General features: G+C 37.1%; 24 protein-coding genes. 8 read left to right on the top strand and 16 right to left on the bottom strand.

Annotated elements, in window-relative coordinates; translation table 11 throughout:
• The first annotated feature begins 4 nt into the window (after positions 1-4).
• The gene (locus RBH95_RS12575) at positions 5-919 is read left to right on the top strand and encodes a dimethylarginine dimethylaminohydrolase family protein (RefSeq protein ID WP_307899940.1); all 915 of its coding nucleotides are present in this window, start codon (positions 5-7) and stop codon (positions 917-919) included.
• Between the two features lie 28 nt (positions 920-947).
• Here RBH95_RS12575 and RBH95_RS12570 read toward each other — a convergent pair whose 3' ends face one another.
• From RBH95_RS12570 to rsfS, 6 genes are all read right to left on the bottom strand, one after another.
• Positions 948-1,214, bottom strand: coding sequence for an acyl-CoA-binding protein (locus RBH95_RS12570; RefSeq protein ID WP_307899939.1), 267 nt, complete (start codon positions 1,212-1,214; stop codon positions 948-950).
• Complete coding sequence (locus RBH95_RS12565; RefSeq protein WP_307899938.1) at positions 1,214-1,864, bottom strand: phosphatidylserine decarboxylase family protein; 651 nt, start codon at positions 1,862-1,864, stop codon at positions 1,214-1,216. Before RBH95_RS12565 ends, RBH95_RS12570 begins: the two co-directional genes overlap by 1 nt.
• Positions 1,854-2,672 carry a phosphatidate cytidylyltransferase gene (locus tag RBH95_RS12560; protein ID WP_307899937.1) on the bottom strand — a complete coding sequence of 273 codons (819 nt, stop codon included), beginning with the start codon at positions 2,670-2,672 and terminating at the stop codon, positions 1,854-1,856. The genes RBH95_RS12565 and RBH95_RS12560 overlap by 11 nt, the downstream gene beginning before the upstream one ends.
• A 43-nt stretch (positions 2,673-2,715) precedes the next feature.
• Positions 2,716-3,327, bottom strand: coding sequence for an LUD domain-containing protein (locus RBH95_RS12555; protein WP_307899936.1), 612 nt, complete (start codon positions 3,325-3,327; stop codon positions 2,716-2,718).
• A gap of 112 nt (positions 3,328-3,439) precedes the next feature.
• Positions 3,440-5,368: an ATP-dependent zinc metalloprotease FtsH gene (gene ftsH / locus RBH95_RS12550; protein ID WP_307899935.1), complete on the bottom strand. Its 1,929-nt coding sequence runs from the start codon at positions 5,366-5,368 to the stop codon at positions 3,440-3,442.
• A gap of 10 nt (positions 5,369-5,378) precedes the next feature.
• Entirely contained in the window at positions 5,379-5,750 is a 372-nt protein-coding gene (gene rsfS / locus RBH95_RS12545; RefSeq protein ID WP_307899934.1) for a ribosome silencing factor, read from the bottom strand.
• 96 nt (positions 5,751-5,846) lie between these two features.
• Here rsfS and RBH95_RS12540 point away from each other — a divergent pair, with 96 nt between their 5' ends.
• Positions 5,847-6,578, top strand: coding sequence for a biotin--[acetyl-CoA-carboxylase] ligase (locus RBH95_RS12540; protein ID WP_307899933.1), 732 nt, complete (start codon positions 5,847-5,849; stop codon positions 6,576-6,578).
• On the opposite strand, the gene RBH95_RS12535 is transcribed toward RBH95_RS12540, so the two are convergent.
• Both RBH95_RS12535 and pyrE read right to left on the bottom strand, forming a co-directional pair.
• Positions 6,575-6,970, bottom strand: a complete 396-nt coding sequence (locus tag RBH95_RS12535) for an SRPBCC family protein (RefSeq protein ID WP_307899932.1) — start codon at positions 6,968-6,970, stop codon at positions 6,575-6,577. The two genes, RBH95_RS12540 and RBH95_RS12535, sit on opposite strands and share 4 nt — an antisense overlap.
• Positions 6,971-6,992: 22 nt before the next feature.
• A complete protein-coding gene (pyrE, locus tag RBH95_RS12530; protein ID WP_307899931.1) occupies positions 6,993-7,637 on the bottom strand; it encodes an orotate phosphoribosyltransferase in 645 nt (214 codons plus the stop codon).
• Between the two features lie 123 nt (positions 7,638-7,760).
• On the opposite strand from pyrE, the gene RBH95_RS12525 reads away from it, so the two are divergent.
• On the top strand, positions 7,761-8,342 hold the full coding sequence (locus tag RBH95_RS12525; RefSeq protein WP_307899930.1) for an NUDIX hydrolase: 582 nt from the start codon (positions 7,761-7,763) through the stop codon (positions 8,340-8,342).
• 90 nt (positions 8,343-8,432) lie between these two features.
• Positions 8,433-9,380, top strand: a complete 948-nt coding sequence (gene ctlX, locus RBH95_RS12520; RefSeq protein WP_307899929.1) for a citrulline utilization hydrolase CtlX — start codon at positions 8,433-8,435, stop codon at positions 9,378-9,380.
• Positions 9,381-9,465: 85 nt separating this feature from the next.
• Here ctlX and RBH95_RS12515 read toward each other — a convergent pair whose 3' ends face one another.
• On the bottom strand, positions 9,466-11,529 hold the full coding sequence (locus RBH95_RS12515; RefSeq protein ID WP_307899928.1) for a tetratricopeptide repeat-containing sensor histidine kinase: 2,064 nt from the start codon (positions 11,527-11,529) through the stop codon (positions 9,466-9,468).
• Between the two features lie 558 nt (positions 11,530-12,087).
• Between RBH95_RS12515 and argS the strand changes: the two genes are divergently transcribed.
• Entirely contained in the window at positions 12,088-13,866 is a 1,779-nt protein-coding gene (gene argS / locus RBH95_RS12510; protein WP_307899927.1) for an arginine--tRNA ligase, read from the top strand.
• A 14-nt stretch (positions 13,867-13,880) separates the two neighbouring features.
• Here the strand turns inward: argS and RBH95_RS12505 are convergent, their stop codons facing one another.
• The 3 genes from RBH95_RS12505 to RBH95_RS12495 all read right to left on the bottom strand — a co-directional run bounded on the left by RBH95_RS12505 (position 13,881) and on the right by RBH95_RS12495 (position 17,679).
• Positions 13,881-16,196: a TonB-dependent siderophore receptor gene (locus tag RBH95_RS12505; protein WP_307899926.1), complete on the bottom strand. Its 2,316-nt coding sequence runs from the start codon at positions 16,194-16,196 to the stop codon at positions 13,881-13,883.
• A complete protein-coding gene (locus tag RBH95_RS12500) occupies positions 16,189-17,082 on the bottom strand; it encodes a FecR family protein (protein WP_307899925.1) in 894 nt (297 codons plus the stop codon). The genes RBH95_RS12505 and RBH95_RS12500 overlap by 8 nt, the downstream gene beginning before the upstream one ends.
• 78 nt (positions 17,083-17,160) lie before the next feature.
• Positions 17,161-17,679, bottom strand: a complete 519-nt coding sequence (locus RBH95_RS12495) for an RNA polymerase sigma factor (protein ID WP_307899924.1) — start codon at positions 17,677-17,679, stop codon at positions 17,161-17,163.
• Positions 17,680-17,838: 159 nt separating this feature from the next.
• On the opposite strand from RBH95_RS12495, the gene RBH95_RS12490 reads away from it, so the two are divergent.
• The 3 genes from RBH95_RS12490 to folD all read left to right on the top strand — a co-directional run bounded on the left by RBH95_RS12490 (position 17,839) and on the right by folD (position 22,548).
• Positions 17,839-20,094: a LamG domain-containing protein gene (locus RBH95_RS12490; RefSeq protein WP_307899923.1), complete on the top strand. Its 2,256-nt coding sequence runs from the start codon at positions 17,839-17,841 to the stop codon at positions 20,092-20,094.
• A 140-nt stretch (positions 20,095-20,234) separates the two neighbouring features.
• The gene (ffh, locus tag RBH95_RS12485) at positions 20,235-21,563 is read left to right on the top strand and encodes a signal recognition particle protein (protein WP_053975700.1); all 1,329 of its coding nucleotides are present in this window, start codon (positions 20,235-20,237) and stop codon (positions 21,561-21,563) included.
• Between the two features lie 100 nt (positions 21,564-21,663).
• On the top strand, positions 21,664-22,548 hold the full coding sequence (gene folD, locus RBH95_RS12480; RefSeq protein ID WP_307899922.1) for a bifunctional methylenetetrahydrofolate dehydrogenase/methenyltetrahydrofolate cyclohydrolase FolD: 885 nt from the start codon (positions 21,664-21,666) through the stop codon (positions 22,546-22,548).
• A 58-nt stretch (positions 22,549-22,606) separates the two neighbouring features.
• On the opposite strand, the gene rluF is transcribed toward folD, so the two are convergent.
• Genes rluF through RBH95_RS12460 form a run of 4 tightly spaced genes read right to left on the bottom strand, consistent with a single transcriptional unit; the run spans position 22,607 to position 25,542 of the window.
• Positions 22,607-23,365 carry a 23S rRNA pseudouridine(2604) synthase RluF gene (rluF, locus tag RBH95_RS12475; protein WP_307899921.1) on the bottom strand — a complete coding sequence of 253 codons (759 nt, stop codon included), beginning with the start codon at positions 23,363-23,365 and terminating at the stop codon, positions 22,607-22,609.
• Between the two features lie 16 nt (positions 23,366-23,381).
• Positions 23,382-24,209: an alpha/beta fold hydrolase gene (locus RBH95_RS12470; protein ID WP_307899920.1), complete on the bottom strand. Its 828-nt coding sequence runs from the start codon at positions 24,207-24,209 to the stop codon at positions 23,382-23,384.
• Positions 24,209-24,571 (bottom strand): cupin domain-containing protein, encoded by a 363-nt coding sequence (locus RBH95_RS12465; RefSeq protein ID WP_307899919.1) that lies wholly within the window; start codon positions 24,569-24,571, stop codon positions 24,209-24,211. The genes RBH95_RS12470 and RBH95_RS12465 overlap by 1 nt, the downstream gene beginning before the upstream one ends.
• Before the next feature lie 5 nt (positions 24,572-24,576).
• Entirely contained in the window at positions 24,577-25,542 is a 966-nt protein-coding gene (locus tag RBH95_RS12460) for a YitT family protein (protein ID WP_307899918.1), read from the bottom strand.

The following is a 25,542-nucleotide window of genomic DNA, read 5'->3' as shown; positions in this document are numbered from 1 at the left end:
CTTTATGTTGCAATTACATGTTACAAATGAGACGTCACGTCTTAGAGCGGTTGTTTTAGGAACTGCTGAAAGCATTGGTCCAATTCCTTCAGAAGAAGAAGCTTATGACCCTAAATCAATAGAGCATATTAAGGCCGGGACTTATCCAAAAGAAGCGGATATGGTTCAAGAAATGGACGCAGTAGCGAAAGTGTTTGAGAAATATGAGGTGCAGGTATTCCGTCCTAAAACCATAAAGGATTATAATCAAATTTTTGCTAGAGATATTGCTTTTGTTATCGAGGATAAATTAATTAAGGCAAATATTCTTCCTGATAGAGAGCGTGAAGTAGAAGCGATACAGCATGTAATTGATCAAATTCCAGCAGAAAATGTCATTACGCTTCCGGAGGATTGTCATGTAGAAGGGGGAGATGTAATGCCTTGTGGCGATTTTATTTTTGTAGGAACTTATTCTGGCCCGGATTATTCAAATTATATTACGGCCAGAACCAATATGGATGCGGTTATTGCCCTTCAGGAATTGTTTCCAGAGAAAACAGTAAAGGCTTTTGAGCTTAGAAAATCAAATACAAATGCCAAAGAAAACGCGTTGCATTTGGATTGTTGTTTCCAACCAATAGGGAAGGACAAGGCCATTATTCATAAAAATGGCTTTTTGGTAGAGAGTGAATATAAATGGCTAGTGAATTTTTTTGGTGAGGAGAATGTTTTTGAAATTACAAAAGATGAAATGTACAACATGTATAGCAATGTGTTTTCAATTTCAGAAGATGTAATAATTTCCGAACGCAATTTTACAAGATTGAATACTTGGTTAAGGGAGCAAGGTTTTACGGTTGAGGAAGTGCCCTATGCCGAAATTGCTAAACAAGAAGGTTTACTGCGATGCTCTACAATGCCTTTAATAAGAGATTAGGCTTATACAGGAGAACAAGAAGTGATTTTTATTTACGGTAAAGAAAGTAATTTTTTACCAAATCAATATAAATGCGCTTGGCTTCATCACGGCTCACATTTTGAACCTGGAAAAGGGCATTTGTTTTAAAAGCGTTAATTATAGGCTTTCGGCTGCTTGGCCTACCGTAATCACCGGTAGCTTTTTTATAGTAAGCGTAGAGGCGTAATAAAAAGTCTGCGGGAAATGGTTCCGTATAATTGTTAACCATTTTTACAGCTTCCTTAAACTCGATATCCAATTCTTCAGGTGTCATTATATTTCTGCTATAATGCTTTCGCCTCCTTTTACTACTTGATTCAAACTAACTTTTATGTTGGCGTCCAATGGTAAAAATACATCTACTCTAGAGCCAAACTTAATAAAACCAGAATCGGCTCCTTGTATGGCTTTATCATCTACCTTGGCATAATTTACAATACGTTTTGCCAGTGCTCCAGCAATTTGTCTGTATAACACGTTTCCAAACTTTGGATTGTTTACAACAACCGTGGTGCGTTCGTTTTCTTCGCTTGCTTTTGGATGCCAAGCTACCAAGTACTTTCCGGGATGGTATTTGCTAAAAACGACATTGCCACTAACAGGATAACGTGTTACGTGAACATTTAAAGGCGACATAAATACAGATACTTGTATGCGCTTTTCATTAAAGAATTCTTTTTCAAAAACCTCTTCAATAACTACAACCTTACCGTCTACAGGCGATAGGGCATGGTTTTCATTTGGGACCGTCTTTCTTTTTGGGTTTCTGAAAAACTGTAAAATCAGAATTAGAAACACTAAGGCGGCTAACATTAAAACCGTTCTTAGCCAAGGTAAGTGAACAGTGTAGTCAATGGTCATTAAAAGTGCAACAACAATAACCAGAGTAATGAAAATAATTTTATGGCCTTCTTTATGAAACATAAGTAAATCTTAAATATAAATAGATAAAAGGTGCTGCAAATATAATGCTGTCCAAACGATCTAATAAGCCTCCATGTCCTGGCATTATTACACCACTATCCTTTACGTTAGCTTGTCTTTTAAACTTAGATTCAATCAAATCACCTAAAGTGCCAAAAACACTGGCGATAATGGCTAATACTAGCCAATGATTGAAATTTAATGTATCTGTAAATTTAGCAATAAAATAGCTAGCCACACAGGAAAAAAACAATCCTCCTAAAAAACCTTCTACTGTTTTCTTTGGAGAAACTTTGGCAAAAAGCTTTTGTTTTCCAAAGTTCTTCCCAACTAAATAGGCAAACGTGTCATTAGTCCAAAGAATTATAAAGGTGCCTAAAAGTAGTAGAGGCGTAAAATTATGATTGTAATTGGCAATTAAAAATAAAAAGACAAACCCACTCGATAGATAAAAAGTTGTTATGATATAGCGTTTGGAGCTGAAAAGCGGAATGGTCTTTTCAGAAAATAAATCTTTAATTAAAAATAATTGTACAAAGATGGTGATGACATGTAGTATTTGGATGGAATCATTGAAACCTGACGTTGTGTTGACAATGGATAACCAATAGCCAAATACAAAATATAAAATTGTGAAGATTACATAAGGCAAAAATTTCTCTAGGCCAATCAACTTCTTGAACTCAGCCAAACAAACTAAACCAAACAAGTAAAATAGAATTGCTAACGCTGTTTTCCAACAAAGGGAGAGCATAAGCAAGCTGATATATAAAATACCCGATAAGGTCCTGGTAACAAGTTCTTTCATGAATTGTTTTTAAAATGCTAGAAGAAAGAATTAAGACTTATGCCTACAAATCCTCAAGAAGTAGCAAATATAAGTTTTTTGAACTACTTCCATAGGAAAGGAAATCTTTATCTTCAGCAGGAGCTTTAAAGTGCTTAATGGTAGTAATGTTAGTAGGAATCTTTTCTTTGTTTTTCCCTTTAATACCACGAAGACCTTCACCAATGTTTTCAACAAATTGGCTGGTAGTGGCATAAATGATAAAATTTGGAGGTAATTCTTTAAGTTTTTTCTCGGCAATTTGATTGGAAGAAATCAATAAAGAACCATCGTCGGAAATCAAATATTCACAAGTAGATAAAAAATAAGTCGCTTCAGAAAGGCTCTTTGTAGACTGGTGGTCCATTCCTTTGAAAAGTTCTTTTAGGCGGTCGTCCAACAACAATGCGGGCTCATTTTGCCAATCATTTTCGTTTAGAATTAACCTTAGACTTTCCCTAATTTCATCTAGATTTTCGCAATACAGGAATTTGCCACCATTAGCCTTAAAATTGATAGTGAATCGTTCATCTACAGGTAGCTTGATCTCCGGCATATATTTGCCTCTCTCTTCGTTTTTTATGTTATCCTCTTCATTATCAGACTTAAGTCCGAAGATTTTACGAAATAGACTCATGTATGAATTGCTATTACCCGGGTTATTCGTTTTTGTATTAATTCAAATATAAAAAAACTTAAACTAACACATGGTTAATTTAAGTTTTTTATAAAAACATTAGGTGTTTTTCCTATGCTTCTTCTACCTTGTCAAAAGGTCTTTTTCCGAAGATCTTTTCAAGGTTATCTTTAAAGATGACTTCTTTGTCAAGAAGCACTTCTGCCAACTCAGTTAGCTTATCTTTGTTCTCTTCAAGAATCTTTATGGCACGAGCATATTGCTCTTCAATAATATCCGAAATCTCCTTGTCAATCAATTCAGCAGTTTGCTCACTATACGGCTTGGTAAATCCGTATTCTGACTGTCCTGAAGAATCGTAATAGGTTAAATTACCTACCTTGTCACTAAGTCCATAAATGGTCACCATTGCTCTGGCTTGTTTGGTCACTTTTTCAAGGTCGCTCAAAGCTCCGGTAGATATTTTATCGAAAATCACTTTTTCCGCAGCTCTTCCTCCTAAAGCGGCACACATTTCGTCCAACATCTGTTCTGGACGGACAATTAAGCGCTCTTCCGGTAAATACCATGCCGCACCAAGCGATTGTCCGCGGGGCACAATAGTAACTTTAACCAAAGGGGCAGCGTGCTCCAACATCCAGCTTATGGTGGCGTGACCAGCTTCGTGATATGCCACGGCACGTTTTTCTTCCGGAGTGATTATTTTGTTCTTCTTCTCCAAACCACCAACGATACGGTCTACAGCATCCAAAAAGTCTTGCTTATCTACCGCTTTCTTACCATTTCTAGCGGCAATTAAGGCTGCTTCGTTACATACATTGGCAATATCAGCTCCTGAAAATCCTGGGGTTTGTTTGGCAAGAAAATCGATATCCAATTTTTCAGATTGCTTGATTGGTCTCAAGTGAACTTCAAAAATTTCTTTACGTTCCCTTACATCTGGAAGATCCACAAAAATCTGACGGTCAAAACGACCTGCTCTCATTAGGGCTTTATCCAAAACATCGGCTCTGTTGGTAGCGGCCAATACAATAACGTTGGTATTGGTTCCAAAACCGTCCATTTCAGTCAAAAGTTGGTTAAGTGTGTTTTCACGTTCATCATTAGAACCTGAGAAATTACTTTTACCACGAGCTCTACCTATCGCATCAATTTCATCAATAAAAATGATGGAAGGCGACTTTTCTTTAGCTTGCTTAAATAAGTCTCTTACCCTAGATGCTCCAACTCCAACAAACATTTCCACAAAGTCAGATCCAGATAATGAGAAGAACGGTACTTTGGCTTCACCTGCAACGGCTTTTGCCAATAAAGTTTTACCGGTACCAGGAGGGCCTACCAATAAGGCTCCTTTAGGGATTTTTCCTCCTAATGAAGTGTATTTTTCTGGATTTTTAAGGAAATCTACAATTTCTTGTACTTCTTCCTTAGCACCTTCCAATCCGGCTACATCTTTAAAGGATGTTTTTACATCTGTTTTTTCATCAAAGAGTTTGGCTTTGGATTTTCCAATATTGAAAATCTGGCCTCCAGCTCCTCCTGCACCACCTGAAGACATACGGCGCATGATAAATATCCATACGGCAATAATTAATACAAACGGTAACAGAGAAATTAGGAAATTGCCCCAAAGGTTCTCTTCTGTTTTATATTTTACTTCGGTATTTAAATTATTGTCCTTAATAGTTTCATTTATGCCTTTTTCAAAGTTTTGAAGGTCACCAAATTCAAATGAATAATTTGGCAAAGGCGAAACGGTCGGGAAAATACTGTTTGGAACTGTTTTTTTATGAATTTCTTTTTGTTCGGCTTCGTCGGTTAAATAAACCTTGGCTTCTCTTTTATTGATAATTTCAATTTTGGAAACATCACCATCTTTAAGGAATTCCAAAAACTGTTGAGGGGTTGTGGTTGCCGTAGCTTCACTTCCAAAACCACCCGCAAATAATTGTACTGCTAAAATTCCCAATATTGCGATTCCATAAATCCAATAGAGGTTAAATTTTGGTTTTTTATTGGTGTTCTTATTGTCGTTTGCCATTAATGCTCTTTTAGTAACTGGTTTCTATAACGGTTGTTTTTGCGTCTCCCCAAAGGCTCTCTATGTCATAGTACTCCCTTATGTGTTTTTGGAACACGTGTACTACTACATTAACATAATCGATGAGTACCCATTCAGCATTGTCGACACCTTCAACATGCCATGGGTTATCTTTTAATGTTTTACTAACCTTTTTTTGGATGGAATTGACTATGGCGTTTACCTGCGTATTGGAAGTTCCTTCGCAAACAATAAAATAATCACAGACAGTGTTTTCAATTTCTCGTAAATCTAGAATTGTAATCTCCTTTCCTTTAACATCTTCAATACCAGCTAATATTGTTGCTATTAATTGGTCTACATTACTGTTTTTTTTAGCCATTAAATTGATTTAGTTTTGTGCAAAGTTATTATTTTTTTGGTTCTTTTGAACCTTAATTTTTATTAAGAATATTATAAATTAAGAAATATTATCCTAATGCACATTATCAAACTTAGTGCCATTGATTCCACAAACAGTTATTTAAGGAAATTGAGTGCTGCCCAAGTGCTTGAAGATTATACCGTTGTCTTGACCGAAAGACAAACAGAGGGGAGGGGGCAAATGGGGACGCAATGGACCGCACAAGAGGGCAAAAACCTTACTGCTAGTGTACTTAAGGATATTTCATTTTTGAAAATTGAACAACAGTTTTATATCAGTATGGCAGTTGCCTTGGCTGTTTCTGATGTGTTGAAGTACTGTAATTTAAAAAGGGTGAAGATAAAATGGCCAAACGACATTTTGTCAGAAAACAAAAAAATTGCAGGAATTCTCATTGAAAATGTCATAAAACAAAACCGGATTGAGCATACTATTATTGGTATTGGCTTAAACGTTAACCAAACCGAGTATCCCAATTTACCACAAGCGTCTTCCATGCGTTTAATGACAGGAAAAATTTATGATCGCGATGAAATTTTGAATATGATCGTGCAAAAAATGAAAGATTACTTTACCCTGTTGGAACATGGTGAAGGGCATGAATTGAAAAAAATGTATGAGAAACGCCTGTTTAGAATAAATAAGCCTTCAACATTTAAGGATGTAGAAGGCCATTTATTTGCTGGTTTTATCAAAGGTGTTACAAACTCAGGGAGCTTGGAGGTTCTTTTGGAGGACGAAATTATTAAAACATTCGATCTAAAAGAAATAACCTTGTTATATTAAACGGAGGTTGTCATTTTGGTTACAAGCGTTTCTATGAACTTGGAGATAGGTCCTTTAACCATCATCGCCATCATAGGGTTGAAATCGCCTGCAAAAGCCAACTGCACCTCACTTTTATTGTCTGTAGTTTCCTGAATGTTTCCTGTTAATGAAAAGTCCATTTTCCCTCCATCAGCTCCCAATACAATTTTATTGGGTGCTTCGGTTTCTTTCTTTTTCAAAATAATTTCAGGCATTCCTTTAAGGGCAAACAAAAACGTATCGTCCCCTAAGATTTCAAATTTGCTAATGTTTTCTGGCATTAACTTTTCGAAATTTTTGACTTCCGATAAGAAATCAAAGGTTTCTTGAGGCGTTTTATCTACTATTACTTTTGGAGATTCTAAATTCATAACTTATTTTTTAATTCCTATATCAATTAGCACTCCATTCACTAGGATTGGCATTCCATTGCGCCAAAAGCTCCTGTTGCTTTTTGGTGATATAGTTGGTTTCTAAAGCCTGATCCAACAAACTTTCATAGTTGCCTAAAGTTTGCAATAGGATGTCAGCTTCTTCAAAACTTTGCTTGGAAACTTCGAAGCCATAAGTAAAAATGGCAATCATGCCTTTTACGTTTACCTCGGCATCTTTAAGTGCTTTTACAGCATTTAAGCTACTTTTTCCTGTGCTGATCAAATCTTCAACCACAACAACATTTTGTCCTTTTTCAAGGTGGCCTTCAATTTGATTTTGGCGTCCATGCGATTTTGCCTCTGGTCTCACATAAACAAATGGTAGTCCTAAGTACTCAGCTACCAGAATTCCTATCCCTATGGCTCCAGTGGCAACGCCTGCAATGACATCTGGCTTCCCATATTGCTTTTCAATTTGTTTGGCCATGGTTTCGCGGATATAGTTGCGGATAAGCGGGTAGGACAAAATAATTCTATTGTCGCAGTAGATGGGTGATTTCCATCCAGAAGCCCAAGTAAACGGTTCCTTTGGGCTAAGTTTTATAGCGTTGATTTGCAATAAAACTTCTGCGGTTTTTTTGGCGGTATGTTTATTAAAAATCATAGGACAAAACTACACATTTTTGGCATAAGTAAATTTGAAAATTTCAAATAAAATTAAATTGGAATTCCTCTGTATGAATTAAAAAGTAATATTTTTACAGCTTTATAACTATCAGCATAATCAATGTACCAAGTCTTTGTCAACGACAAACCAATTATATTAACGACGGTTGTTAGTGAGGAAACCAATTTTAAAAATTACCTGCTAGATACAGTTAACATAAGTAAGGTAATTAAGGAACTCAATACAACCGCTTTGGAAGAGGTGAGGCTTATTCACAAAAATCCCAACAAACTTTTGAAAAAGTTCCTAAAGAAGCTGCCTAATGTGGTTGCCGGAGGCGGGAAGGTTGTTAATGATAAAGGAGAGGTACTATTTATTTACCGTAATAAAAAATGGGATTTGCCTAAAGGTAAAGCTGAAGGTAAAGAGTCTATCGAAGAGACATCTGTTAGAGAAGTCGAGGAGGAAACAGGGGTTACAGGACTTGAAATTACAAAGCCCTTAGATATTACTTACCACATTTTTAAACGTAATGGAAAGCACAAAATAAAGATTACCCATTGGTTTGAAATGACAACAACTTACGATGGCAAATTAGAACCTCAAGAAAATGAGGGGATCACCAAGGTGGAGTGGCTAGATCAATCCCAGCAAGAAAAAGCTATGGCCAATTCCTACGCTAATATTAAAATCCTTATGTAGCTTGCTCTTGAGTTTGCTTTTTGAATCTTAACATTTTTGACAAGTATCTCATTCAAAAAAGTTTAAATTTGCCTGCAAATTTTTACTAGTATGCCACAAACTACAAATACCATTTTAATGATTCGCCCTGTAAATTTCAGGATGAACGAACAGACAGCTGTAAATAACTACTTCCAGGAAGATTTGGATTTGGTACAAGCAGAAATCAATACAAAGGCTCAAAAGGAATTTGATGCTTTTGTTGAAAAGCTGCGTGCGGTTGGGATTAATGTGGTTGTGGTAAATGACGATCCCTCTTTGGATACGCCAGATTCCATTTTTCCTAATAATTGGGTAAGCTTTCACGAAAACGGCGATGTGGCTTTATATCCTATGTTTGCTGAAAACAGGAGAAGGGAACGTCGCGAAGATGTTTTAGAGACCTTGGAAAAGGAAGGGTTTACTATTGAAAACATCGTAGATTATACTAGTGCAGAAGAGGAAGGTGTGTTTTTGGAAGGCACTGGTAGTTTGCTTTTGGATCGTGTAAACAGAAAGGCTTATTGTGCGTTGTCTGCTAGAGCAGATGAAGAGTTGTTTATAGAGTTTTGTGAAGATTTTGAATATACGCCAGTAGTATTTACGGCTTTTCAGACAGTGGAGGGGAAGCGTTTGCCTATTTACCACACCAATGTAATGATGTGTTTGGCTGAAACCTTTGCTGTAATATGTTTGGACAGTATCGATGATAAAAAGGAGCGTAAAAATGTAACCAATCACTTGAAAACCGATGGTAAGGAAGTTATTGTCATTACAGAGGCTCAAATGCACCAGTTTGCAGGCAATATGCTCCAGGTAAAAGGTGAAAATGACCAGCGTTTCTTGGTGATGAGTCAATCGGCATACGATAGTTTGACCAAAGACCAAATTGCTAAAATTGAAAAGCACTGCGCTATTTTGTCTAGTTCGCTTGAAACTATTGAAACTTGTGGAGGTGGAAGTGCCCGTTGTATGATGGCGGAAGTGTTTTTGCCGCGTACAGGATTAAGATTGGCTTAATGATCACTTTTTAAATTTTGTAATTATTTAATGCAACAAAGGAAGGTAGCTACTTTGTTGTATTTTGATGGGTTATGGCAGCTTTTTACTTGGAGGGCTTCGTTTTGGGCAATTCCACAAAAAACTTGCTTCCTACATTAGGAGTGCTTTCTACCCAAATTTTTCCGTGGTTCAATTCTACCAATTCTTTACAGATGGTAAGTCCTAAGCCAGTGCCTTTTTCGCTTTTTGTGCCAACAGTGGTGAAGGTATTGTTTTTGAAGAGCTTCTCCATGTTTTCAGGTGAAATCCCGACACCTGTGTCTTCCACACAAATTAGGGATTTGCCATTTCTGTCAACATTGGAAACCGTTATGATATCTCCAACTTTACTGAACTTCACGGCATTGGTCAATAGGTTTTGAATGACAATCTCAACCATGCTTCTGTCGGCGTAGATGAAATCACGTTGGGACTCGTCGATTAAAACGATCCGTTTTTGCTCGACCTTTTGTTCAATCAAACTGATTTTGGTTTGAAAGACTTCTTGGATATTGAACAGCTCAGGGTTTGGTTCCAGATTTTGCATTTGCGATTTGGACCAGTTCAATAAATTAAATAGTAACAGGGAAGCGTTATTGGCATTCTCGCTAAGCTCTGGGATAAGCTCGTAGAATTCCTCTTTTGATAAACTATCCTCTTTTAATAGATCAATAAAGCCTTTTATAGAGGATACAGAATCCTTTAAATCGTGAGAAACAATAGAAAATAAACGGTCCTTCACTTTGTTGATTTCTTCCAAATGAAGGGATTGTTCTAAAATAGCCTCGTTTTGCATTTGGATTTGCTTGTTCTTTTCTTCGAGTTCCTTGGTGTATGCCAATCTACTTTTTCTTCTTAAATAGATGAGCATTAAAAACGTTAGTGCTATTAAAAAGGCAGCCACCAAGACATAGGAAATAAGTTTTAGCTTTTTAACTTCCTTACTGTTTTTAGAGGATAGGGCAGGTATAACGGAAGAAGGTTCTTCCTGATCTGCAATGGCATGCGACTGTTCATCTTTTATGATGGCGTCTGTGTTAACAGGAATTTTTGGTTGATTCTGCTTATTGAGTTCTTCTTTAAGTCCATAGTATTTGCCTTGCCAGAAAAAGGCATTGTGGAATTGGCCCTGCATGGAGTCCAGTTGCTTGTGGAGTTCGTAATTTTTTAGTAATTCCAGCTTGTAACTGCCATCCTTAGCTAATGCATAGGCTTCGTCCAATTGTTTTTCGGCCAGTCGCGTTTTGTTTTGTTCAAGGTTTAATTTTCCAACAGAGTTAAGAGACCTTATTAGGCCTTCTTTGTTATTTCTTCTTCGATTGAATTTTAAACCCTCAACCAAATATTCGGCAGCCTTGTCATAATCTTTAAAGCGTAAGTACTCTTCACCTATTCTGGGTAGTATTTCTCCCTTAAGATCTAGGTCTTTTTCGGGGTTGAGTAAGTTCATAGCTTTTTCGTAATACTCAATGGCCTTGCGGTGTTCTCTTCTTAAGGAATATAAGTGTGCAATATTTTTGGTTGACATTTTAATGCCGGTACTATCTTGTAGTTGTTCGCGAACGCTTAAGGCTTTTAAATTAAATTCAATAGCCTTGTCTATTTGTTGTGTTTTATAGTAGGCTTCGGCCAAATTGTTGTAGGCTGAACTTAATTCGTCCCTGAGATTTTTGGTTTCAAAGATATTGATGGCTGAAAGCGAATTTTCCAAACCTACAATGTAATTACCTCGCTTAATTTCAATAAGACCCATACAGTTGCTCACCTTGGCAATTCCTAAAGTGTCGTTAAGTTGTTGGTATAATCTTTTTGACCGGTTAAAGCTGTCGATAGAGTTGTAGTAATCTCCTCTTTGAGAATAAATCAATGCCTTGTAGTAAACAGACTCAGCAATACCCTTGGTGTAATTAAGTGATTTTGACAAGCGCTCTGTTTGATCGATAAACATTGAAGCCTTTTGATACTCTTTGGACTTGTAAAGGTTTTTTATAAGTAATAAGGAGGTCTCAACCTTGATGGAATCTTGTTTTTGATACGCTAATTCTAGGGTAAGGCTGTCTATCTCCCTAGTTTGCGAGTAACTAAGAAGGGCAGAAAATAAAGCAGCTAGGGTGATTAACTGTTTCATTTTCCAAATAATGTTTTACTTATTGCAATACTGTTTTTAAGCCAACTTGCCTTGAGGGAGAGGTGAAGTAAGGACACAAAATACAATAATAACAATCCTACTAGGGGTTGAATATTAAGTATCATCAATATTTGGGACTTTGATTAATAGCTCCCTTCAAAAATCTTTAAAAGCCAAGTAAAAATCTAATTTTTGGGTTTTAATGCTAAAAAATTAGATAAAGTGAACGGTATCTCCTACTAAAAAATGAAACTATCGACGAAATGCAATAAATTGGCAATTTTTCTGAGGAATTTTGCTTGATTTCATGATTCTTTTCAATAATATCCAGTTTAATTTTTAAGTGCCTGTTATATAGTCTGTTAAGGTGTTTGTGTTGTAGGCCCAATTAGTACTTATGCAAATTTGAACGATCTCTTTTCAAGATTTAATTGAAGCTTATCCTTTTTAGTTTTACGAATACCTATTTATGGCGTTAATCAAAGAAGTCTTGTTGTCAATGAATGTTATTGTAATACTGTTAAAAGTGCTATCTTTGCACACTTAAAAATAAGCAAAATGAACCTTCAAGACACTTTATCAAAATACGTAAAACAAGCTGTTAAAGATATATTTAATGCTGAATTGGAAGCTGTGGAATTTCAGGCAACCCGTAAGGAGTTTGCAGGAGATATTACTGTCGTGGTGTTTCCTATGTTACGCGTGGTAAAGGGCAATCCTGTCCAAATAGGAGAACAGATTGGAGCCTATTTGGTGGAGCATGTTGAGGAGGTGAAGGCCTATAATGTTGTAAAGGGATTTTTGAATGTTGAAATTGATGATGCTTATTATTTAAACTTCTTTACATCCATTGCAGGAAATGAGGACTACGGCTTTGTAACACCAGAGCCTAACGATAAGGCTATTATGGTAGAATATTCTTCACCAAATACCAATAAGCCATTGCACTTGGGACATATTAGAAATAATTTGTTAGGATATAGTGTTGCTGAAATATTGAAGGCTTCGGGTAAAAAAGTCTACAAAACACAAATTATCAACGATCGTGGAATTCACATCTGTAAAAGTATGTTGGCTTGGAAACGATATGGTAATGGTGAAACCCCTGAAAGTACAGGTTTGAAAGGTGATAAACTGGTAGGAAACTATTATGTGAAGTTCGATCAGGAGTACAAAAATGAAATCCAAGATTTAGTTGCTCAGGGACTATCTGAAGAAGACGCCAAAAAGCAAGCGCCTATTCTATTGGAAGCCCAAGATATGTTGCGTCAATGGGAAGCAGGAGATAAAGAAGTTGTTGATTTATGGACCAAAATGAACGGTTGGGTGTATGATGGTTTCGACATTACGTACAAGAATTTAGGTGTCGATTTTGACCATCTTTATTACGAAAGCCAAACTTATTTGTTAGGAAAGGAGTTTGTGACCGAAGGGTTAAAATCTGGAGTGTTTTATAAGAAAGAGGACGGTTCTGTGTGGTGCGACTTGACAGAAGATGGGTTGGATGAAAAGTTGGTGCTAAGAGCTGATGGAACGGCCGTTTACATGACTCAGGATATTGGTACTGCTATTCAGCGAATCAAGGACCATCCGGATGTTGGCGGGATGGTGTATACTGTAGGTAACGAACAGGATTATCATTTCCAAGTGTTGTTTTTGATTCTAAAAAAGCTAGGATTTGACTGGGCCAAAAATCTTTATCACCTAAGTTATGGAATGGTGGATTTGCCTTCCGGAAAAATGAAAAGTAGAGAAGGAACCGTAGTGGATGCTGATGATTTGGTGGATGAAATGGCCGCTACAGCCAAAGAAATTTCGGATGAATTAGGAAAATTGGATGGGTATACCGAAGCAGAAAAAATAGAACTCTATAAAACTATAGGTTTGGGAGCTTTGAAATATTATATCTTAAAGGTAGATCCTAAAAAACGAATCTTGTTCGATCCAAAAGAGTCTATCGATTTTCAAGGAAATACAGGGCCATTTATTCAGTATACTTACGCTAGAATTCAATCTATTTTGAGAAAAGCAGGAAGTGCATTAGAAGGAGCATATGCTGATATTGAATTGCACGAAAAGGAAAAAGAGCTTTTAAAGCAACTACAGTTGTTCCCAGAAGTGGTGCAAAACGCAGCTTTCAACCATAGCCCGGCATTAATTGCTAATTATACTTATGATCTGGTAAAGGAGTTTAATTCTTTTTACCAAAATGTATCTATTCTTGGTGCCGACAATGACAATGATAAAAACTTTAGAGTGCAATTGTCAAAAATGGTTGGTGTAGTAGTTAAGAATGCTTTTAGTCTCTTAGGAATTAATGTTCCTGAGCGTATGTAAATCCTAGGGGCTTCTTAAAAATTTAATCTGAAACTTACATTTGGAGTAATCCCAAGAGAAATAATGTCCACTTTAGAGACAGTATCTTCATTTAAAGTATAATAGGTGTTTACTACGTTTTTGCGGTTGAGTAAATTCCATATGGACATACCTATGATGGCGTGCGAAGATTGACTTGTTCTGAAGGAGTAATTGGCAGAAACATCTGTTCTTAAATAGTCTTTTAGGTTGTTGCTGTTTGGAGAGCTGTATTCAATAGTGTTGTTGGAAGTGTCCTGAATACTTGCAGGCAGAGTAGTAGGTTTGCCGCTATGCCAATTCACTCCAAGAGCCACTTTAAGATTGTTCATTTGGTAGGTGCCGGCAAATGTAAGGGCGTGTTTAATATCTAGGTTATTTGGGAAGTTGTTGCCTTCATTGAACTCTTCAAAATTATAGTTGTTACTACTGTTGGAATAGCTCAGCCAAGCGCTTGTTGATTTAAATTGTTTGTGGATTAAAAAATCTATGCCTTTTACAAAGTACGATCCCGTAGTGTTTAGAAACTGATATTGGTTTTGAAAGCCTTGACTTCTACTGTTGATACCTTCCACGTTTTTTACAAATACTTCAGTGCTAATAAGCAGTTTGTTTTTGTTATAATGAATACCAGCAGACGCTTGCTTGCTTTCAATAATTGGAATATTATCACCGTTAGAAAGCATCCAGCGTCGTTTTTCAATACCCAAAAAGTCATTTTGTAAATCTATAATTTGTGCCATTGTTTGACTTTTAAATTCAGCCAGAACTTCGGCTCTAAAGTCTTTGTTTAGTTTATGGCTTACAGATAACCTAGGTTCTGTGTAGACATCATTGAATTTTTCAATGATATTGGTTCGCAATCCAATACGAGCATAAGTGTTTTTATTGGCCGATGTAAATTCGGCCTCACCATAAAGTGAATGGGTGCGGTTAATTTCCTTTGAGTAGTCTTGATATTGGGGATTATTGACATCTTCAGAATTTGTCACCACAACCCCATTAAATTGATAACCACCATGAATTTTTAGGTTTTTGTCCAAATGGTTTGTAGCATTAATTCTAATGCCTAAATCACTCACTTTATTTTTTTGTTTTAGGCGCTGGTCGTTAATAAGATCGTGGTTGGTTGTGTTTAAATGATAACTAGACCAATATACCTGAGTAGTTGTGGTTAATTTGCTGTTCCAATATTTCAAATATTCGGTTCCCAAGGCTAGATTGTCCTGTTGAAGGCTACTTTTTAGGGTTTCAAGAGTACCGTTGTTGTCTGTTTGTTTGTCGTAATTTAAGTCGTTTCGAATGGTTAAAAAATTAAACCGTAATTGATCGGAATCAGTTATGTCATATAAAAATTTGGTGGAGATATCATAAAAGTAAAAATGCTCATTGTTTCTGGTAACCTGGGAGGTTTCGTTATTGTATCCCGATAGATCAGAATCTTGAAAAGCCTTTTCGTAGTATTGATCGTAGGTTGGGGTAATGAGCAAATCTGAAATGGAGCGTCGCGCTGCAATTTGGATTTCTGTCTGTTCAGAAAGCGGTATTTTTGAGAATATATCGGCGCTAATAAGGTTAAAGCCTGTGCCAGCCTTAAAATCTTGGTCAAGGCTGTTGGATTGTTTCATGTTGATTAAACTTGAAACGCCATCTCCAAACCTTACACTGGTACCATTTTTGGAAACGTCTACAGATTTGGTCAAATAAGGATTGAAAGCGGAAACTAGTCCAAAAAAATGACCGGATTGATACATCTTTATGCCGTCCCATAGAATTAGATTTTCATCGTGTGTACCTCCGCGCACATTAATGTTGGAAACGGTTTCATTAACACTTATAATCCCTGGTAAGGCCTGAATTGTCTGTAAAATGTCTGGTTCAATTAGTCCAGGCAGAATTCCAAATTTTTTAGTCTCAATAGTCACTTTACCATCATTTTTAAGAGAAATACCTCGAGTTAAATAGTTGCTGACAACGACCTCTTCTAATTTTTGGGTGATAACCTCGCTCAAAGGATTGATCCGTTTAGATATAACGACACTTTTTTTGTCTATGAGAATGAAGTCTAAATTGGTATTTGCTTTAAGCAGTGCCAAGGCTTCCTCCAGTGAGATATGATCGGGAGGTAATGTTGTGTAAATGGAATCGACCGTTTTGTCTATGTAGCTAAAATGAATGTTGTAGCGGTCCTCTAAAGTGCTTAAAATAGATGTAAGGGGGACTTCGGCTTTGGAATTTTGCTGCCCTACTATTTTGTTGATGCCTAAAAAGAACAATGATATGAAAAGAAAAATAACTTCCTTTTTATTCACGTATCAAAGTAATGGTATTAGCTGTTTTAGTAAATCTTAATTGGAGTGGTAAGGTAATGGATTTTAAGGCAACATCCATATTTTTATGTGTAAAACTTCCTGTGAATAATTGCGAAGTATCTATATTTTGGAGGTTGATTGTCACGTTGTACTGTCTTTCAAACTCAGCAAGAACCTCACTGTATGGTGTACTTTTAAAGTAACTTTCATTTTGAAGCCAGGAAGGGCCGGAGCTGTTTGAGGTTTCCGTTTTTATGCGTTGGCCATTTCTTACTAAAAAATGATCTCCGGGATGTAATTTGGTTTCTTTGTTGTCGTAGGTAACGCCTACTAAACCTTCATAGCATATAACCTCAAAAAAATTGTTACGTTCTTTAACGTTAAACTGTGTTCCAAATACCGTTACTGTCCCAAGTTCTGTTTTTACATCAAAGGAGGCTCCTTTTGCTACTCTAAAGAAAGCTTCTCCGTCCAATAGTACTTCTCTTTTTTGCTCCCAATGCCGTTTATTATAAACAACCGATGACAAAGCGTTTAGTGTGACGATTGATTTGTCCGGTAGTGAGATGGTTGACTTTTCGGAAGCTAAGGTAGTGACAGTAGTGTCTTGAGAAGTGACAACGTAATAGATGCCTAAAGAGATGGCTAAAACGGCTGCAATTCGATAAATAGACTTTGGGAATCGAAATGCTTTCTTCTTTTTGGAAATACGACCCAATACATTTGAATGCGCTTCATCAACATTAAAGCTAGGGGCTTGAAAATGTTGAAGAGATCGGTTCAATTGTACCAAAGCACCATAATCATCAAGCTTTTTAAAAGCTTCATGTTCTTCTTTGGTAAGGCTGTGGTCTAGCCATTTCTGTATCAATTCGTCTCTTTCCATGGTATTCGTTACACCTATATAACAGTTGGGCTTTTCAATTTCCTACCTATTTTTGATAAATACTTTAAATTATTGGTTTTATTTAAATCCTTCTATGTCCTCTTGCAATTTTTTTAAGGCACCATAAATACGCTTTTCAACGGCTTTTGTAGAAATGTCCAAAAGTGCCGCAATTTCCTTGAAACGTTTCCCTTCAACTCTATTCATCATAAAAGCGACTCTTTGCGCTTCGGTAAGGTTGCTCAATGCTTTTTCCAGCTTTTTTAAATATTCTTCTTCCTGCATTAAAAATTCAGGCGTAACGGTAGTGTAGGACTTTGGTTTTATTTGTTGGTGTTTAAAGACAACCTTTTGGTGAGCAGCCTCGTTTAGCATTAAATTGTTTGCTGTGGTAAACAAAAAACTTTTGGCTTTGCTGGGTGGAATTTTGGCACAATTTTCCCATAGTTTGATAAAGGCATCTTGAACTTTATCACTAGGGTTTAAGCGCTCCCCAAACTTGAAGTATAAAAAATCATGAAGATCTTTAGAATATTTTTTAAACAACGACGAAAACAGGTGTTCGGCACAGATGTTATCATGTAATTGTTTGGGCATAGTTTGATTTTCAGGTCATAAACTTATTAAAAATAAATGTTATGGTAGGAATTTTTTGAAGGTTCTTGTTCTATTATTGAAAATGAACTTTTATTTACTATGAATCGTATTACCAACCAATTTTTTCAGAATACCTTTTTTTGCCTTTTATGCCTAATTATGGCTGTGTCTTGTCAAGATAATGATGCGGCGCCAAATGAACCAGACGCAACTGATGTTGTAAATTTTAATGCCGAGCTAGTCAATATTTTGGAGTTGACCACTGCAAATAATGGCACTTTGGATGATATTTTGGACAACGCCAGTTGTTTGTCGGTTGATTTGCCTGTTACTGTCTTGGTTAACGAAACGTCTATCACGATCAATTCGTTAGAGGATTTACAGGAGATTGAGGATCTTTTTGATGAGTATGAAACCGATGACGATACGCTGGAATTTATGTATCCCATTACCATTATGCTGAATGACTATACAGTGATAACTATAGAAAATGAGGAGGAACTGGAAGCTTGGGTTGATGAATGTGAAAATGCATTTGAGGTTATTGATTGTATCGATTTTGTTTATCCAATATCATTTTCGGTGTTTGACACCAACTCCCAAATTATTGATACCGTTACCATTGAAAGTGACTGGGAACTCTATGAATTGCTCCAAGGATTGCAGATCTCTAACGATGCACAAGTGTTGGCTAGTTTAAATTATCCTATTAGTATGGTGATGGCAAATGGCAATGTGGTGGAGGTAAGCTCCAATGATGCTTTATTAGAGGCCATAGAAAATGCAGCTTCAAGTTGTAATGATGATAGTTGTTTGGAAGTCGATGTGGATAGCTATTTAACAAATTGCTACTGGGAAGTGGAAAGTTATAACGGTTCTGATGATTTTGGGTCATTGAAAGTTTACTTTGAAGAAAACGGAAGTCTATCTATTGAGGATGGAGATACAACAGTTGCTATTGCTGGTAGTTGGCAAACCTCTACGTCCGATCAAGGAGTGATTGTAACTTTATCTGAATTAACTGCTTTTTCAGATGACTTGGAAGGCAATTGGTTAGTGGTGGCTTGTAGTGATGAGCAATTGGAGTTGGAGCAGGTGATTGGAGATACACAAACAACCATAGTTTTGGAACAGGAATGTGAGGAGGGTGAAGATTGTAGTCTTGAAGAAGTGCAGGAATATTTGCAAGAATGCGCCCTTATGCCAAATCTAAATAGTTTGCCGCCATCATCAACTCTTTTCCTGTTCAGTGACAATAATCAATTAGAAACGGATGGAGACAATAGTTATTCAGGTACCTGGGAACTTTATATGGAGGAAGGGAACATATTTTTGAATATTAGTTTTTCAGAAATGGATACATATAACGGTGTTTGGCAACTTATGGGGTGCGAAGAGGATGCCTTACTATTTGCAATCGGGGATTCCCAGTTGTCCTTAACACAGGATTGTGAAAGTGAATCGGCTTTTGAATGTTATTATGATGCCGAAATCAGCATTTGTGATGAAGAGCCATTTGACGGTATAGCTAGTTTTGATTTGAACACTGTTTACGAAAATTGTGTAACCGATGAGGTTGAGGTAGACTTTTATGAAACTGTTTCGGATGCTGAAATGCAATTAAATCAATTAATCTCACCATATACCAACCTATCCAATCCGCAAATTATTTATGCGAGAGTAACCTTGGCGGGCACGGATACTTTTGAAATTTTTGAGGTGGAATTGAAAGTAGAGGATTGTAATGATTGTGCAAATCCCGGAATCATGACCAATGATTTGATCATTTATATGCCTTTTTCCAATGAAGCTATTAATTTAATGGACGGTAGTGAAGCAGATGGGGAGACTTTCAATTTTGTGGAGGATAGAAACGGAAACCCAAGCTGTGCGGTAGCATTTTCTGGTGAAGATTATTTCTCAATAGCCGTGACAGAGCAAAATCAATTAATTCAAGGAGATAGCTTTTCAGTAAGTCTATGGTTTAAAATGCAAAATACAGAAATGAGTAATTATGAACAACTGTTTCAAAAGGGGGCAACTCCATATGAGGGTTTTCAATTGGCTGTTTACGATGGAAATACTCCTGTGGTGAGTGATACTACAGACGGTTACGGTCTCTGGGATATGGATTGGAATGCTAGCACAGATTTATGGTATGATATTACCAATTGGCATCATCTAGTGCTTACAGTTGATGCACAAAATACTGTGAGGCTTTATCGAGATGGTGTGATGAGAAGTGTTGATGAAAATTCAGATTTCAATATTGATGAAAGCCCATTGGAAAATTACATTTCGGGTCAATGGTTCATTGGTCATTTGGATGATTTAAGGGTTTATAAAAGAACCCTCAGTCCAAACGAAGTAGGTGAGTTATTTACACTGGAAGCAGATTGCTTCACGTGTCTTTAAGATAGTTTTTTTTTAGTTTTTAGGTTGTTAAAAGGGGTTACTCGCCATAGTAGCCCTTTTTTCTTTTAGAATTAAGAGGTTTACTTCTTTAATATATTACAAATTGTTAACTTTGCACTTCTTAAAATTTCAGGAATAATATGTTTAATAATTTAAGTGAAAAGTTAGATAAAGCCTTACACGTTCTTAAGGGGCATGGAAGTATTACCGAAGTAAATGTTGCTGAAACCCTAAAGGAAGTAAGACGTGCTTTGTTAGATGCCGATGTTAACTTTAAAATTGCCAAAGAATTTACCAATAGGGTAAAAGAAAAAGCTCTTGGCCAAGATGTTTTAACGTCTTTACAACCAGGGCAATTAATGGTAAAATTGGTCAAGGATGAATTGACCGAGTTAATGGGAGGTGATGCCGAAGGAATTAACCTATCTGGAAACCCAAGCGTTATTTTGATGTCTGGTCTACAGGGGTCTGGTAAAACTACCTTTTCAGGAAAATTAGCAAATTACCTTAAAAACAAGAAAACCAAGCGTCCGTTATTGGTTGCCTGTGATGTCTACCGTCCAGCGGCGATTGATCAGTTGCACGTAGTAGGGGAGCAGATTAATGTTGAGGTTTATAGCGACAAGGGAAATCCTGATCCGGTTGCTATTGCTCAAGCCGGTATTGCCCATGCAAAAGCCAACGGATTTAATGTGGTAATTATCGATACCGCGGGTCGTTTGGCTGTAGATGAGGCCATGATGACCGAAATATCAAACATCCATAATGCTATCCAGCCACAAGAAACATTGTTTGTGGTAGATTCCATGACTGGTCAAGATGCGGTGAACACGGCAAAAGCCTTTAACGATGTATTGAACTTCGATGGTGTTATCCTTACTAAATTAGACGGGGATACTCGTGGTGGAGCTGCTATTTCAATTAAGTCTGTTGTAAATAAACCAATCAAGTTTATTGGTACAGGTGAGAAAATGGAAGCGATAGACGTGTTCTATCCTTCACGTATGGCCGACCGTATTTTGGGGATGGGAGACGTTGTGTCCTTAGTTGAACGTGCGCAAGAGCAGTTTGATGAGCAGGAAGCACGTAAACTTCAAAAGAAAATTGCAAAGAACCAGTTCGGGTTTGATGATTTCCTAAAGCAGATTCAACAAATCAAGAAAATGGGTAATATGAAGGACCTTATCGGGATGATTCCTGGTGCAGGTAAAATGATGAAGGATATAGATATCGATGATGATGCCTTTAAAGGAATTGAAGCGATAATCCATTCTATGACTCCAGAAGAGCGTTCTAACCCTTCAATTATCAATGCCAGTCGTAAAAAACGTATAGGTAAAGGTTCAGGAACATCGGTTCAAGAGGTTAATCAATTGCTGAAGCAATTTAACCAAATGAGCAAAATGATGAAGATGATGCAAGGTGGCGGCGGTAAACGCATGATGCAGGCCATGAAGAATATGAGATAAAATATCAACTTATAAAGGTTGTCTCCCTGTACGCAGGCGGGTGAGGTTTTAATGAAAAGTTTTTGGTCTATTCTGCGAGTGACCAACCAAAACGGAAGAAATGACAATTTTAGACGGTAAGAAAATCAGCAATGATATTAAAGATGAGATAGCGGTCGATGTTCAAGGCATGATTGCTAATGGTGAGAAAGTACCACATTTAGCTGCGATTTTAGTAGGGACCGATGGTGCGAGTATGACTTACGTGAATGCTAAGGTTAAAGCTTGTGAGAAAATCGGGTTTCATTCAACTTTGATAGACCTGCCAGAAGAAACCACGGAAGCCGTTTTATTGGAAAAAATCCATGAATTAAACACGAATGATGATATCGATGGATTTATCGTTCAGTTACCTTTGCCGAAGCATATCGATGAGCAAAAAGTATTGATGGCAATCGATCCTGATAAAGATGTTGATGGATTCCACCCTACAAACGTAGGAAGAATGGCTTTGGATTTACCAACCTTTTTACCGGCGACTCCATTCGGGATTATGGAATTGTTGGAGCGTTACAATATAGAAACCTCAGGTAAAAATGTGGTGGTTATGGGGCGCAGCCATATTGTTGGTCGCCCTATGAGTATCTTAATGAGCCAAAAGCGTAAGGCTGGTGACGCTACAGTTACTGTGGTTCATAGTCGTACTAAAAACTTGGCAGACATTACTCGTAGTGCCGATATTATCGTAGCCGCTATTGGTATTTCAGAATACCTTACAGGTGATATGGTTAAGGATGGTGTGGTAATTATCGATGTTGGAATTACTCGTGTGCCAGATGAGACTAAAAAAGCAGGTTACCGTTTGGCTGGTGATGTGGATTTTGCAAGTGTAAGTCCTAAGGCTAGTTATATTACCCCTGTTCCAGGTGGTGTAGGGCCTATGACAATTGCCATGTTACTTAAAAATACCTTATTGGCAAGAGAAAGACATCAAGTAGCAAAATAGAAGTTTTGCTTATATATAATAAAAAAGGAGCTCATCGAGCTCCTTTTTTTATAAATATCTAAGGATTTTTACGTCTTGTTGGTGGTTTTGGGGTATAGCTTTTGGTTGAACCTTGTAATAACTTTTCAAGTCTGTTCATTTCCTCTTTGGTAAGTTCACGGTATGCTCCAAGAGGTACATCAAGATTGATATTCATGATTCTTACACGCTTTAAGGTTTGTACTTCGTAGCCCAAGTATTCACACATGCGGCGTATTTGTCGGTTAAGCCCTTGGGTTAATACAATCTTGAATTCATATTTGCCTAACTTTTCAACTTTACATTTTCTGGTAACTTGATCCAGAATAGGAACACCGTTAGACATGCGCTCAATAAACGTTTGCGAAATAGGTTTGTCAACAGTTACAATATATTCCTTTTCGTGGTTGTTGCTGGCTCTCAAAATTTTGTTTACGATATCACCGTCATCGGTCAACAAGATTAATCCTTCACTAGGTTTATCTAATCTTCCTATAGGGAAAATACGTTTAGGGTAATTTATAAAGTCAATGATATTGTCTTTTTCAACTCGGGTATCGGTAGTACATACAATACCAACAGGTTTGTTGAAAGCTAGGTATACGAACCTTTCTTTGGTATTTTTGATTAATTTTCCGTCTACATGTACCTCGTCCGTGGGAGCTACTTTTGTGCCCATTTCAGGAACCTTTCCATTTATGGTCACACGTCCTGCACCAATAAGTTTATCGGCTTCCCTTCTTGAGCAATAGCCAACTTCGCTAAGGTATTTATTAAGTCGTTTTAATTGATCTTCCATAGCGCAAAGATAGTATTTAACCCTCTAAAAAGGAATGAATATAATTGCTTACCGTAGCATTGTTGAGTGAATGCCCAAAACCATTGGTAGTAATCAATTTACTGTTGCTGTGAGCATTCTTTAGTAGGAGAGCGTCTTGGTAAGGAATGATTTTATCCAATTCATCATGAATAATCAAGGTTTTAGGTTTGATGCTAGAAATGAATTTTGATGTAGAAAATTCCTTAGGAGTAACGCCGAATCGATCTCTGATTATCGAGTTCAGTTGATTGGTCACTCTTCTATTGTATCCTAACATTTCTACATAGCGATTGAGAATTCCAGAAAATTCTGAAGGAGCTCCTAACAAGATCATTTTTTTTACGGAAGAAATCTGGTGGGTATGTTGAAAATAAACCGAAGCCATGCCGCCAACCGAATGCCCAATAATAATGCTTGGGTTGTATTTTTTTGCCACCACATGTATAAATTCAGCATAGAGGAGGGCATTGAAGCGCTTGCTTCCTGAATTGCCATGAGCAGGAGCGTCTAAAGCGACGATGTTATAATCCTTTGCCTTTAATTCTAGGATGAGGTTTTTCCATCGAGCCGAATTGCTTTCCCAACCATGAACCAATAAAATTGTTTCCTTCTTTCCCAACCACCGATAGGTCATAATTGGGGTGTTGTTGTGTTGCAATTCTTCCTTGAAAGCGGTGTTTAAAAAATCAGATTGTTCTTCATTAGGCTTTCCCTTTAAAGGGGTTGAAAATATATCCAAGGCCTTTTCAGCAGCAAAAGATTTCGATATGAAACTTGAGGTATTCACACTTAGTCCCACAAGTTTTACCAAAGTATTTTTCATTATGATTCCCTGTTGACCAATTCCATTGAAAATGCGGGTTTGCAAATGGCAAGGTATTCGCATGGTTCTGTAAATGGATTGGAGTATTGTATTCTTGTATGCTTGTTAATTTTTATGGATTGCCCTGCTTTTAGTACAATGATTTCTCCTTCAATAATGAATTGCTTTTGCCCTTTTATAATAAAAGTATATTCATCAAATTCTGGTGTTTGGAATGGTTCGCTCCAGCCGGGAGGTGCAACCATATGGGCAATACTTAATTGGTTATCGCCATTGGTGGCTACTCCAAAATGTTCCTTAATCACTTTGCCATCATCGGTAGGGACAACAAAAGGATTGTCTTGGACGGTATAATTTTTCATCAACTTTATTTTAATGGTTTTCTCTTGATCATGCCTCCTTTAATGTCCTTGACAACTCCCATAATAATGAAAGCGTTTTTGTCTATCTTATCAGTTTCGGTGTGTAATTTAGCCAATTCCAAACGGGTAACTACAGTATAAATAATGTCTTTGTCGTAGCTTTTTCCGTGTTGGCCATAACCGCCTTTTCCCGCATAAATGGTACAGGCGCGGCGTAACTTTTCAATAAGCATGATTCGTATTTCTTCATGTTTTTCAGAAATAATGGTCACGCCAACATATTCTTCCACACCGTCAACAACAAAATCAACAGTCTTGGCAGCAGCAAGATAGGTGAGGATGGCGTAGAGTGCTGTTTCTATTGAAAGAATATAAGCTCCAAATGAAAAGATAATAATATTGGTCACCAAGAGGACATCACCAACAGTCATAGATAGTTTTCTACTTAAATAGATGGCCAAAACTTCGGTGCCGTCTATAACGCTGCCGCCACGCATGGCCATTCCAATTCCCAACCCTAGGAAAAAACCTCCAAATACAGCAATGAGCAGTTTGTCATCGGTAATGGTGGGGTACTCCACAAAATGGACTACAAAGGCCAAAAAGGCAATGGCACTAATACTTTTTAAGGCGAACTTAATGTTGAAAGTGAGAGCGCCCAAGATTAAAAAAGGAATGTTGACCAAGACAAGGAGATAGCCCAATTCAATGTGGGTGATATTTTCCAACAAAAGTGAAATACCCGTAGCGCCGCCGTCAATGAAGCGATTAGGCAATAAAAACCCTTTTAATCCAAAACCTGCCGAAAATACGCCAATGCAAATGTAAAAGTAAGACCTAATGGCATGTGACAATTCTACCCGTATGGATTTAACCATTGGCTCGATTTGCTTTTTAGAAACAGGCTTTTGATCTATTTCAAGGCGTTTGCGCGCAATGTTGGCGAGTAGTTTTGAAAAAAAAGGATTCAT

The organism is Mangrovimonas sp. YM274, from assembly GCF_030908385.1.
In the GTDB taxonomy this organism is placed as follows: Bacteria; Bacteroidota; Bacteroidia; order Flavobacteriales; family Flavobacteriaceae; genus Mangrovimonas_A.
The sequence above is the reverse complement of the archived record's forward strand: the minus strand, read 5'-3'. Positions and strand labels throughout refer to the sequence as shown.